The organism is Ekhidna sp. (assembly GCF_965227465.1).
Taxonomy (GTDB): Bacteria; Bacteroidota; Bacteroidia; order Cytophagales; family Cyclobacteriaceae; genus Ekhidna.
Window position 1 is genome coordinate 2,242,414 of sequence record NZ_OZ245746.1, and the last position, 13,616, is coordinate 2,256,029.

The following is a 13,616-nucleotide window of genomic DNA, read 5'->3' on the forward strand; positions in this document are numbered from 1 at the left end:
TCATTATCATTGATAAAATAAAAAAGTAGAGATTTAAATTGATGTCATTCCAATATCCTTTAGGTCACTGGTAATTGTTCTTCTCACTCACTCTTATACAAATTAACACACAAACAATCACCCTTATTCGATGTTTTCTATCAAAAGACAGACACAGAGGATGAATAGACGAAATCAGCAGATACTCAACATTTATGCCTTAGAATGCTTATTCTGCTGGTATCCGAATCAAAAAATAAATAGTGATTTTTATTAAGATCCGTTAAATATTCAATCAAGTTCTTAATCTCATTCTGGTCATTATCGACTGATTAAAATGTTCCCGGCTATTGGTTTGGAGCCATCCTTTAAATCGATAATAAAATAGTAGGTTGAGTATGAAGCATTTTTATCTGATCCAATGTTCGTGTTAATCTCACCACGCCAAACTCTACTGTTATTGTCATAGCCGTCAATTTCAAATATTTTATTCCCCCACCGATTGAAGATTGTTACTTTATTTCGGGGATAGTCTTCAATTCCCTGAATGATCCATTCATCATTTTTTCCATCGCCATTTGGTGAGAAAGCGTCTGCTATTTTCATTTTACATGGATCGTCATTATCGATATAGTTAAGTATTCCATCTCTATCACAGTCCTCTACTCCTTCTTCACTGTCTAATTTTCCATCCCCATCGCTATCCATATCTAAGAAATCTGGTGTCCCATCCTGATCGGTATCAACCGGGTTTTCAGGATCAGCTCCCGCCTCTTGTGAATCACTTATTCCATCATTGTCAGAATCCAAATCTCTGTATTCCGGCTCACCATCATCATCCACATCATCAAATTGTATTTCATAGGAATCCGGGATGCCATCACCGTCAAAATCTCCACCTTCAATGGTCAATGTCAAAGTAGACTGTGCGCACTCTGACGGATCTCCATTGTCACACACCACATAATCCATTTCAATTGTACCAATTTCGGTATCACCACTATACATAAAACTTCCATCAGTATTGAAGATCAGGCCATCTGGGAGTGGGCTAATATCAGTCAACACTAAATCATCATTTTCTACATCACTATCATTGGTTAAAAGATTTCCTTCCAAGGTATTTCCGAATTGAACAGTGAGCGCATCCGCTACCAAAATCGGCTTATCATTGACCGGCTGAATATCTACTTCATATTCGTATACATTTGATTCATTGACGCCATCACTTACCTTGATATTAACTCTTAATGCTCCATTGTAATCTGCCTGAGGAATAATGCTGGAGCCACTGATATCATAAGCATTACCGGTCAATAAGATCAATGTATGATCTGCCGGATAATTATTATCTGGGTCTGTTACAGTCAAATTCGTGAGAGCAATGGTAAAGTCTGTATCTTCATCTATTGAATTAATACTTACCTGGCCTGTTATAACTGGAGTACCATTAATGCTATCGTCATCCTCATTAATGAGAAAAACATTCGTTGGGTCAAGGCCATTGTAGTTAGCGTCCGAAGATGCTGCCGCAGATATGATAATCGTGTAAGTAACATCTCCATCAACATCATTATCATCCACCCCTGTCACCGTCACCGTTTGTGCGACATTCCAGTTTGCAATTGTGAATGTCACGCTTGCAGGACTTACGGTTCCCTCTGCTGTATTGTCTGAACTTAAACCGATGGTGACATCTGCGGTTGGTTCTGAATCCAGGACGATCGTGAAGGTGGCCGTGGTACCATCTTCCCTGGTGTTGCCACTGATGGCACTAACGCTGATACCAACTCCGTCATTATCTTCATTCGTTACTGTCACATCTGCCGGGTCCAGTCCATTGTAGTTTGCATCTGATGAAGCAGCTGCTGCTGTCACAATATTATAAACCACATCTCCATCATCAATGGCATCATCAACTCCTGCTACTGTTACCGTTTGTGGGACATTCCAGTTGGCAGTCGTAAAGGTTACGTTTGCAGGACTTACGGTTCCCTCTGCTGTGTTGTCTGAACTTAAACCGATGGTAACATCTGCGGTTGGTTCTGAATCCAGGACGATCGTGAAGGTGGCCGTGGTACCATCTTCCCTGGTGTTGCCACTGATGGCACTAACGCTGATACCAACTCCGTCATTATCTTCATTCGTTACTGTCACATCTGCCGGGTCCAGTCCATTGTAGTTTGCATCTGATGAAGCAGCTGCTGCTGTCACAATATTATAAACCACATCTCCATCATCAATGGCATCATCAACTCCTGTTACTGTTACAGTTTGTGCGACATTCCAGTTGGCAGTCGTAAAGGTCACGCTTGCAGGACTTACAGTTCCTTCCGCTGTATTGTCTGAACTTAACCCGATGGTAACATCTGCTGTGGGCTCTGAATCAAGGACGATCGTAAACGTAGCGGTAGTACCATCTTCATTAGTGTTGCCACTGATAGCACTGATAGAAATGCTTGCAATATCATAATCGGTAACCGTCACCGTTACGTTCTGGTTAGCAAGACCGGTAAAGTCTCCGTCACTCGAGGCATTCACACTCGCAGTGATCGTAGGGGTCTCATCCTGTAAATCATCGTCCTGCACCGAAGTGATCGTGACTAGCTGTGTGCTGTTCCAGTTGCCACTTGTAAACGTCAAGCTCGAAGGACTCACCGTAGCTGCGCCTGTGTCATCACTACTCAAGTCAATCACCACATTGCTTGATGGCTCGGCATCCAACACGATCGTGAACGTGTCGTTGTTGCCTTCCGTAATGGTGGAAGTGGTTTTGCTTAACGTGTAGCCGGCTACATCGTCATCGGTGTTCGTCACCGAGACCGTCTGGTCTGCCAGCGGATCAAAGTCATTGTCACTGCTCGCATCGTCGACACTCAGTGTCACATTGTAAGTGATGTCTCCATCAATAATATCATCATCCACCCCTGTCACCGTCACCGTCTGTGGGGTGTCCCAGTTTGCCGGGGTAAAGGTCAAAGAAGCCAGGTCTACCGTGCCTTCTCCTGTATCACCACTGGTGACGGTAATAACCACATTGCTGCCGGGTTCGGCATCCAACTCCACATCGAAGGTGTCGGTGGTCGCGCTCTCGTCGGTATCGGTGCTTGCAGCTGTTTCGGTGATGGTGAAGCCTGCTACATCGTCATCGGTGTTCGTCACTGAGACCGTCTGGTCTGCCAGCGGATCAAAGTCATTGTCACTGCTCGCATCGTCGACACTCAGTGTCACATTGTAGGTGATGTCGCCATCGATGATGTCATCATCCACCCCTGTCACCGTCACCGTCTGTGGGGTGTCCCAGTTGGCTGGGGTAAAGGTCAAAGAAGCCAGGTCGACCGTGCCTTCTCCTGTGTCGCCGCTGGTGACGGTAATAACCACATTGCTGCCGGGCTCGGCATCCAACTCCACATCGAAGGTGTCGGTGGTCGCGCTTTCGTCGGTACCGGTGCTTGCAGCTGTTTCGGTGATGGTGAAGCCGGCTACATCGTCATCGGTATTCGTCACAGAGACCGTCTGGTCTGCCAGCGGATCAAAGTCATTGTCACTGCTCGCATCGTCGACACTCAGTGTCACATTGTAAGTGATGTCTCCATCAATAATATCATCATCCACCCCTGTCACCGTCACCGTCTGTGGGGTGTCCCAGTTGGCTGGGGTAAAGGTCAAAGAAGCCAGGTCGACCGTGCCTTCTCCTGTGTCGCCACTGGTGACGGTAATAACCACATTGCTGCCTGGTTCTGCATCCAGCTCTACATCGAAGGTGTCGGTCGTCGCGCTCTCGTCGGTATCGGTGCTGGCAGCTGTTTCGGTGATGGTGAAGCCGGCTACATCGTCATCGGTATTCGTCACAAAGACCGTCTGGTCTGCCAGCGGATCAAAGTCATTGTCACTGCTCGCATCGTCGACACTCAGTGTCACATTGTAAGTGATGTCTCCATCAATAATATCATCATCCACCCCTGTCACCGTCACCGTCTGTGGGGTGTCCCAGTTGGCTGGGGTAAAGGTCAAAGAAGCCAGGTCTACCGTGCCTTCTCCTGTGTCGCCGCTGGTGACGGTAATAACCACATTGCTGCCGGGCTCGGCATCCAACTCCACATCGAAGGTGTCGGTGGTGGCGCTTTCGTCCGTACCGGTGCTTGCAGCTGTTTCGGTGATGGTGAAGCCTGCTACATCGTCATCGGTGTTGGTCACAGAGACCGTCTGGTCAGCCAAAGGATCAAAGTCATTGTCACTGTTCGCATCGTCTACACTCAAGGTCACATTGTAAGTGATGTCTCCATCAATAATATCATCATCCACCCCTGTCACCGTCACCGTCTGTGGGGTGTCCCAGTTGGCTGGGGTAAAGGTCAAAGAAGCCAGGTCTACCGTGCCTTCTCCTGTATCACCACTGGTGACGGTAATAACCACATTGCTGCCAGGCTCGGCATCCAGTTCCACATCGAAGGTGTCGGTGGTCGCGCTTTCGTCCGTACCGGTGCTTGCAGCTGTTTCAGTGATCGTGAAGCCGGCTACATCGTCATCGGTATTCGTCACAAAGACCGTCTGGTCTGCCAGCGGATCAAAGTCATTGTCACTGCTCGCATCGTCGACACTCAGTGTCACATTGTAAGTGATGTCTCCATCAATAATATCATCATCCACCCCTGTCACCGTCACCGTCTGTGGGGTGTCCCAGTTGGCTGGGGTAAAGGTCAAAGAAGCCAGGTCGACCGTGCCTTCTCCTGTGTCGCCACTGGTGACGGTAATAACCACATTGCTGCCTGGTTCTGCATCCAGCTCTACATCGAAGGTGTCGGTCGTCGCGCTTTCGTCGGTATCGGTGCTTGCAGCTGTTTCGGTGATGGTGAAGCCGGCTACATCGTCATCGGTATTCGTCACAGAGACCGTCTGGTCTGCCAGCGGATCAAAGTCATTGTCACTGTTCGCATCGTCGACACTCAGTGTCACATTGTAGGTGATGTCGCCATCGATGATGTCATCATCCACCCCTGTCACCGTCACCGTCTGTGGGGTGTCCCAGTTGGCTGGGGTAAAGGTCAAAGAAGCCAGGTCTACCGTGCCTTCACCTGTATCACCACTGGTGACGGTAATAACCACATTGCTGCCGGGCTCGGCATCCAGCTCCACATCGAAGGTGTCGGTGGTCGCGCTTTCGTCGGTATCGGTGCTTGCAGCTGTTTCAGTGATCGTGAAACCGGCTACATCGTCATCGGTATTCGTCACAGAGACCGTCTGGTCTGCCAGCGGATCAAAGTCATTGTCACTGCTCGCATCGTCGACACTCAGTGTCACATTGTAAGTGATGTCGCCATCAATAATATCATCATCCACCCCTGTCACCGTCACCGTCTGTGGGGTGTCCCAGTTGGCTGGGGTAAAGGTCAAAGAAGCCAGGTCGACCGTGCCTTCTCCTGTGTCGCCACTGGTGACGGTAATAACCACATTGCTGCCTGGTTCTGCATCCAGCTCTACATCGAAGGTGTCGGTCGTCGCGCTCTCGTCGGTATCGGTGCTGGCAGCTGTTTCGGTGATCGTGAAGCCGGCTACATCGTCATCGGTGTTCGTCACTGAGACCGTCTGGTCTGCCAGCGGATCAAAGTCATTGTCACTGCTCGCATCGTCTACACTCAGTGTCACATTGTAAGTGATGTCGCCATCAATAATATCATCATCCACCCCTGTCACCGTCACCGTCTGTGGGGTGTCCCAGTTGGCTGGGGTAAAGGTCAAAGAAGCCAGGTCTACCGTGCCTTCTCCTGTGTCGCCACTGGTGACGGTAATAACCACATTGCTGCCTGGTTCTGCATCCAGCTCTACATCGAAGGTGTCGGTCGTCGCGCTCTCGTCGGTATCGGTGCTGGCAGCTGTTTCGGTGATCGTGAAGCCGGCTACATCGTCATCGGTGTTCGTCACTGAGACCGTCTGGTCTGCCAGCGGATCAAAGTCATTGTCACTGCTCGCATCGTCGACACTCAGTGTCACATTGTAAGTGATGTCGCCATCAATAATATCATCATCCACCCCTGTCACCGTCACCGTCTGTGGGGTGTCCCAGTTGGCTGGGGTAAAGGTCAAAGAAGCCAGGTCGACCGTGCCTTCTCCTGTGTCGCCACTGGTGACGGTAATAACCACATTGCTGCCTGGTTCTGCATCCAGCTCTACATCGAAGGTGTCGGTCGTCGCGCTTTCGTCGGTATCGGTGCTTGCTGCCGTCTCTGTGATCGTGAAGCCGGCTACATCATCATTGGTGTTCGTCACCGAGACCGTCTGGTCGGCCAGCGGATCAAAGTCATCGTCACTGTTCGCATCGTCTACACTCAGCGTCACATTGTAAGTGATGTCTCCGTCTATAATATCATCATCCACACCTGTTACCGTCACCGTCTGTGGGGTGTCCCAGTTTGCAGGGGTAAAGGTCAAGGTTGCTTTGTCTACAGTGCCTTCGCCTGTATCGCCTGAAGTCACTGTTAGAACAACATTGCTGCCTGGCTCGGCATCCAATTCCACATCGAAGGTGTCGGTGGTGGCGCTCTCGTCGGTATCGGTGCTGGCAGCTGTTTCTGTGATCGTGAAGCCGGCTACATCATCATTGGTGTTCGTCACCGAGACTGTCTGGTCGCCCAGCGGATCAAAGTCATCGTCGCTGTTCGCATCGTCTATACTTAGCGTCACATTGTAAGTGATGTCGCCATCAATAATGTCATCATCCACGCCCGTCACCGTCACCGTCTGTGGGGTGTCCCAGTTTGCTGGCGTAAAGGTCAAAGAAGCTAGGTCGACCGTGCCTTCGCCTGTATCGTCTGAAGTCACTGTTAGTACAACATTGCTACCAGGTTCAGCATCCAGCTCCACATCGAAGGTGTCAGTGGTGGCGCTTTCAGCCGTTTCGGTGCTGGCAGCCGTTTCGGTGATCGTGAAGCCGGCTACATCGTCATCGGTGTTCGTCACAGAGACCGTCTGGTCAGCCAAAGGATCAAAGTCATTGTCACTGTTCGCATCGTCTACGCTCAACGTCACATTGTAAGTGATGTCTCCGTCAATGATGTCATCATCCACGCCCGTCACCGTCACCGTCTGTGGAGTGTCCCAGTTTGCCGGCGTAAAGGTCAAGGTTGCTTTGTCTACAGTGCCTTCGCCTGTGTTGCCTGAAGTCACTGTTAGAACAACATTGGTATTGGGTTTTGAATTTAAAACAGCGTTAAAAGTTTCTGTAGATCCTGATTCATCTGTATTTCCGGTTATTGTAGTAGCCGAAAACTCTGCTACCTGATTTACTGTCAATACAAAATTTTCAATTACACTTGGGGTACCTGTTCCATTATCCTGTACCGTAACAGTAATAGTTGTGGTTCCAGACAAATCAGGTGAAGGAGTAATGTCAATTGTTGGACTAAGTGCGTTAGCAGATGACCCACCATTGTCGGTATAGTTCACCGTAATATTCCCATTCGGTACCAACGTCGTGTTGCTTGAAGTGGCCGTCACGGTCAAGGCTTGTGCATTTTCATCTGTGCCGCCTCCCTCATCTACCGTAAATGCTATCCCTGTCTTATCTGTGTCTTCGTTCGTGCTCTGGTCTGCTATAGTAGTAATGGATGGGTCGTCGTTGACCGCTGTAACATCTATGGTAATGGTTGCATTTGTCGAGTAATCAGTCCCATCATTCGCTTGAAAGTCAAATGAAGCATACGAGTTACCATTCTCATCCTGATCTCCAACAAACATGAAATAGCCATTACTTAAATCTGAGGATATAATTTCCTGACCTATGGATACTTCTTCTCCTGTATCGTAATCCCCTTCAAAGGGGGTTGTGTCCAGGAATAAGGTTCCATTTGCTGGAAGTGTGCTGATTTTAATTTTTGATAATGGGTCTGAATCGGTATCAGCATATCCCAGATCTGGCTCTTTTATTGTCTTTGAAACATCCTCCACCACAGAGACCGTTGAACCTGTAACTGTTGGTACATTATTTCCTGAAATGGTCACTGAAGCCGATTCAAAACTTTGTCGTCCATCCAGATCGGTAATAGTGACAGAAATAATACAAGTAACTTCGCCACCCACAACTGGAGCTGTAAACGTTGGAGTTGCACTGGTGGCATCATCAAAACTCCCTCCACAACCTGAGCTCCAACTATAAGTTGGTGTAGATCCATCTCTAGCTGTTGCATCAATTGTTAAAGAATAATCCAATCCCTCAGTCATCATAGATGGAACAGTAAAAGTGCTTGTAACAGGTACTTTAGCTACTGGTGATAAAATTGAGAAATTGAAGAATGCTCTTTGAGCCGCTACCGCATCAACTTCAGGATGTGGAGTTCCTTTGTCATCGTTCAGGTTATGTCCACCCTGATAAAGCACTTTCCCATTACGGGGATCGCCAAAGGCATGCCCCCACACCAAAATAGCAGCTGTTTCTGTGGTTGTCGGAGGATCTCCAGCTTTGCTCGAACTGTAGTCAAAATCCGGATCCCAAACCCCGATTTTATTTGTTGAAAGCCATAAACTGCTTGAGTCACCTTCCGGAAGGTATGCTTGCTCAGACCCATTCACAACCGCTCCATCCATGTTTTGCATGAATTGCATAAATGGGTGTGAGTGATAATCATAGCTAAATGGGTCTACTGGATGAACATGCTCATGCGCATCTTTAACGTATTTATAAAGAGTATTAGTTGTAAGAAAATTTAACCCTTCTGATGGGTCAGCAGGGTTAGTAATTTGCTCTAATACACTGGCCGCATGACATCCAACCCAAATCCAACCTCCATCGCCTCCATCCTCAACACTTCTATTCCAGTTTAGCAGATTTCCATGATTGGCCCAATCTGGGTCTGCATGGGGAAGAATAAATATATCATCAGATCCATCAAGTGCAGATGGTAGTTTAATCGTGTAAGCACTTGAAGGAATTTCGGCATTATCAAAGTACTGAATAGCTAACGCTTGATTATCCTGATCAATTGTCCAGGTGGTGTAGGCTGAAAACGTTATATATATTGGAACATTATTAGCATCTGTTGTAGTAGTGTAGCCTTCTACCCCTTTACCTTCCCATATAGTAATAATGGAATCTACTGCTGTGGTTCGGAATTCTTCACTAATAATAAAAGGAGCTCCTTTATAATCTCTTCCTTCATGACTAAAGTCTATGCCGTCTTTACCTTTTGATTGATTTATCGCTATTTTAATTGGAACTGAATAATCGCGTGTCAATTGGTATACCAGGCCATAAGGTTTAATTGAATTTTCATAAGTGGGCGTTGCTGAGCCCATATCTACTATATATGAACCGGTTGGAATGGTTTCAAGTGTGGATTGAGGTTCATCAAAAATCCGGATGGCAAATTTCTTAACAGTACTATTAGCGCCTCCGTTTAAGGTACCTCCATCGTCGGTAAGTGTCACTGTGATGGTGTCTACATCGGATTTATTGTTTGAAACGGTGAATGACAGATTTCCTGTAGAGATATTAATATCCGGCTGTACATCAAATAAAGTAACGTCATCTGCCGAAACTGTAACAGACAGGTTTTGAGTCGCATCAGGATCCCCGTCATTGTAACTGCTCATAAAACCAGTAATGGTGTATGACTTGGTATTATCATCAGCGTTGATATCTGAGCCAAGCGTAAAAACAGGAGCGTCATTTACAGCTGTTACATCGATTGTAATTGTTGCATCAGAGGAGTAATCAGTACCATCATTGGCTTGAAAATCAAAAGAAGCATAGGAGATTCCGTTATCATCTTGGTCTCCTACAAACATAAAATAGCCATTATTTATGTCTGATAAGGTGATTTCCTGACTTATAACCACCTCTTCTCCAGCATCATAGTCCCCTTCGAATGGAGAGGTATCAAGAAAAAGCGTGCCACTTATCGGCAGTGTACTTATCCGTATTTTAACTAGTGGATCACTATCGCCATCAGAGTAACCTAAATCTGACTCTACAATTGATGTTGGAGTATCTTCAGTGGTTGAGACCGTTGATCCTGTTATAACAGGTGCAGCATTACCACCGTCATCGTCTTCATTTATAATGTCTACAAACTGATCGGCCAGAGGATCAAAAAAATCATCGCTTGAAGCATCTTGAACTCTAACTCTCACTTGATATGCAATATTACCATCTAGCACAACATCGTCTTGACCAATTACGGTAATTGTTTGAGGGGTAAACCAGTCTGTTGGAGTGAATGTAATATCAAATGGATCAGTCGGGGTAACCTGGCCTTCGGTAGATGTTAAGCTTGTGGTGCGTAAGACAACATTGGATAAGGGCTCATCATCAAGAACTACAGTAAATGTTGTAGAGCCTCCAAGCTCAGTTGTATTGCCTGTAGCAGCAGTGTTTAATGTAAAACCAGCTGCTTCATCATCCTGATTGGTGACCGTCACAATTGCATCAGGAACTGCACTGTAGTCTCCATCGGCATTTGCGACCCCTGAGTTTACTGTAAGTGTCACATCATAATCGATATCTCCATCCACAGGTGTGTCATCCACTGGAGTAACAGTGACCGTTTGAGGTGTATCCCAATTGAATTCATCAAAAGTGAGTGAAGCAGGGCTGATTGTGCCTTCCGACAGATCTCCAGAGGAAACATCCAGCTGGACGACTTTACCTGAGGCCGGCTGTGAGCCGATCACTGCATCGAATGTGACATTCGATCCATTTTCAGAAGATATCAAGGTAGATGCAGTAAGGTCTATTCTTGGAAATTGGCCATCATTTTTGTTAAGCACACCAACATCAGGGGTGGGTACACCATCATAATCAGGGGTACTGGCAATGGGCGTAGAAGTAGTAGCTGTTATGGTATAAAACTGCGGACCATCATCGACTTCATCATCGACTGGGGTAACTGTCACTGTTTTAGCACCCATATTACCCAAGGAAAAGGTCACAAAGCTTGGAGATACAGTTCCTTCGCTAGTATTCCCGGAACTAAAGTCTACCCGAACAGTACCAACAGTAAGTGCTGAGGATAATTCCACTGTAAAAGAGTCGGTTGTGCCACTCTCGGTTGTAATCGTACTACCTCCTGATTCAGTGATGATAACCTTGGCACTAGAGGCAGAATCGGAGCAACTTCCGGATGCACAATTAAAATCACCCTGATCACCATCCCATGTTTGGGTTTCAATGGAGTTTCCTGAATTGTCTGATGTGATAAAGCCTCCTCCGTTATTATCTATTTTTGACGCTCCATCTACAATCTCAATGGTACTACCATTGTGCATTTGCAGTTCGGAAGAGCTGGAATTTAACTTTCCATTCCCAGAGGTTACCGTCAAATATCCTCCATCCATTTTTAGTGTGGATGCATTCTTAATTTCAAAGCCACCATCTACAGTCACATTACTGTAAATTTCCAATGTGCCAGAAATCAAAATACCGTTAGAAACTGAACCAATATTTCCATAAAGAATAAGCGTGCCACCTGACTTTATTTCAATCTTATCCGCTAGACTAGTTATGTCTCCGTATACCGTTAGCGTTGCTCCTGTATTGATCAGTATACCTCCACTTACAGCGCCAAGGTCTTCAAATAGTTCAGCGCAGACGCCATTGCCTATTTCTATTCCGTCTGTTTCGGCATCACTATCCGCAACCCCTCCCCCACAGTTAAGTACTTCTGTGGCATTGACGGTCATGCAAAAGCATATTCCAAGGAAAAACAAAAGTTTGCTTTTCAGCATACCTTAGGTTGAAAAAAGTGTGATGTTCCGCTTAATCTAATAGCTAAAGATGAGAAGATTCTTGCTATTAAGAATGCATCATTCGATAGTAGGTAATTATTCTTAGTTCAATGACTCAATGTGCACGCCGAAAAATATTTGATTTTCTCAAAAATCACCTTTTGCCGCATAAATATTAATATTTCATCCTAATCAAGCTTTGATGATATCAAACGAATTTGAGCGTATTTTCAACTGAAAAATGAGTGCTAAAAATATTGGAGTAAAAGACCTATTTATTTTAAATAAGTCTTAACTAAATCATTGATGGTCTTGAGAGAAAGGGGTTTGAACTTAATATCTGAAACAAATTCGCTTTCCTTTGCCAGTTCTTGATCTCTGGGATCTATTGACGATGTTAACATGACAACTTTATCTGCAGTTGCATTGCCATTTAGTGAAATGTAATGTTTCAAAAATTCCCAGCCATCCATAATCGGCATATTGATGTCAAGTAAAATCAAAGAGCCTTTCTCTTCATCGGATCTGTTCTTGAAATAATCCAAGGCTCCTAGCGGAGAGTCAAAGATGATAACCTCATTTGCCACATTCGATCTCTCAATGGTAAATTTATTGAGGTGGTTAGTGGTTTTATCATCGTCAATAAGTACTATACGTTTCTTCATTTTTCTCTTGGAGCCCCAATATCATTAACAATAAGCAATCAAACTAGTAAAACAGGTGTTGATATTCCAAATTATACCGAAGTAATTAAAGTAGCAATTAAATGAGCCAACTGGCAAGCTTAATAAGAAGTAGCTGAAAATACCGATTTCTGTCATGAAATTTAGTTTTGTCATTCATTCATTGCTTCAAATGCCTTAAAAATCAACCTGGCTGTCGCCGGATTTGTAGCTAACGGAATATTATGTACATCACAAATTCTAAGAAGCATTTGTACGTCCGGTTCATGAGGGTGTTTATCCAGGGGGTCTCTAAAAAAAACCACAACGTCAATCTTTTTTTCAGCAGCCATAGCTGCAATTTGTGCGTCACCCCCTAACGGTCCAGATAACTGTTTGCTTACTTTAAAACCTGCTTTTTCGACGTGGGAACCAGTCGTTCCGGTAGAAATAAGATTCGCTTTATTTAAGACTTCTTTATTATCAAGAAGAAATTGAACCATCTCCGCTTTTTTGCCATCATGAGCAATAATTGCTATTTCCATTTATTGAAATTGTTTAATTATTCAATTGGCAGCTTACTCTTCTCGTAACCGCTTGATAATTGCCAATGCTTCTGAGCATTTCTTAGTGATCGCATCAAAGTCTTTATTCGCTAAAACATCCTTAGGGAATAATTGCGAGCCCATTCCTACACAATGCACACCGGCTTCCACCCATCCTTTAAGGTTCTCTTCGTCCGGTGAAACTCCTCCGGTTGGCATGATACTGGCATATGGAAATGGGCCCCTTACTCCTTTCACAAACGCAGGGCCGCCAACTTGCGATCCAGGGAATATTTTTACCACTTCTGATCCTAATTCATGTGCCTTGACAATCTCTGTAACTGATCCGCATCCCGGACTCCATGCTACTTTTCGCTTATTACAGATTTTGGCCATTTCTTCGTCCATCATAGGGGATACGATGAAGTTTGAACCTAGCTGTAAGTAAAGTGCGGTGGTGGGCCCGTCGATAATAGATCCAACACCGAGGATCATTTCAGGACATTCTTTTTCTGCAAACTTGTTTAGCTCTGCAAAGACCTCATGCGCAAAATCACCCCGATTGGTGAATTCGAAAACACGCACACCTCCGGTGTAGCAGGCTTTCAGCACTTCTTTGCACATGTCAATATCCTTGTGATAAAACACCGGAACCATGCCGGTTTCCTTCATTTTTAGAACTACTTCAATTCGTGTAAATCTTGCCATGTTA

Annotated in this window: 4 protein-coding genes; all 4 read right to left on the bottom strand. The window is 45.5% G+C overall.

The genetic code is table 11. The features are described 5' to 3' along the window. Positions 1-300: 300 nt before the first annotated feature. Positions 301-11,697, bottom strand: coding sequence for a gliding motility-associated C-terminal domain-containing protein (locus ACO05G_RS09905; RefSeq protein WP_421762641.1), 11,397 nt, complete (start codon positions 11,695-11,697; stop codon positions 301-303). A 275-nt stretch (positions 11,698-11,972) separates the two neighbouring features. After that, on the bottom strand, positions 11,973-12,362 hold the full coding sequence (locus ACO05G_RS09910; protein ID WP_421762642.1) for a response regulator: 390 nt from the start codon (positions 12,360-12,362) through the stop codon (positions 11,973-11,975). 170 nt (positions 12,363-12,532) lie between these two features. Next, on the bottom strand, positions 12,533-12,904 hold the full coding sequence (locus ACO05G_RS09915) for a methylglyoxal synthase (RefSeq protein WP_421762643.1): 372 nt from the start codon (positions 12,902-12,904) through the stop codon (positions 12,533-12,535). A gap of 33 nt (positions 12,905-12,937) precedes the next feature. Continuing rightward, on the bottom strand, positions 12,938-13,612 hold the full coding sequence (locus ACO05G_RS09920) for a bifunctional 4-hydroxy-2-oxoglutarate aldolase/2-dehydro-3-deoxy-phosphogluconate aldolase (protein ID WP_421762644.1): 675 nt from the start codon (positions 13,610-13,612) through the stop codon (positions 12,938-12,940). Positions 13,613-13,616: the final 4 nt, after the last annotated feature.

What these genes read in the sequence shown, in the direction of transcription:
- ACO05G_RS09905 (WP_421762641.1), bottom strand. Translation starts at nt 11,697, where the DNA reads ATGCTGAAAAGCAAACTTTTGTTTTTCCTTGGAATATGCTTTTGCATG.
- ACO05G_RS09910 (WP_421762642.1), bottom strand. Translation starts at nt 12,362, where the DNA reads ATGAAGAAACGTATAGTACTTATTGACGATGATAAAACCACTAACCAC.
- ACO05G_RS09915 (WP_421762643.1), bottom strand. Translation starts at nt 12,904, where the DNA reads ATGGAAATAGCAATTATTGCTCATGATGGCAAAAAAGCGGAGATGGTT.
- ACO05G_RS09920 (WP_421762644.1), bottom strand. Translation starts at nt 13,612, where the DNA reads ATGGCAAGATTTACACGAATTGAAGTAGTTCTAAAAATGAAGGAAACC.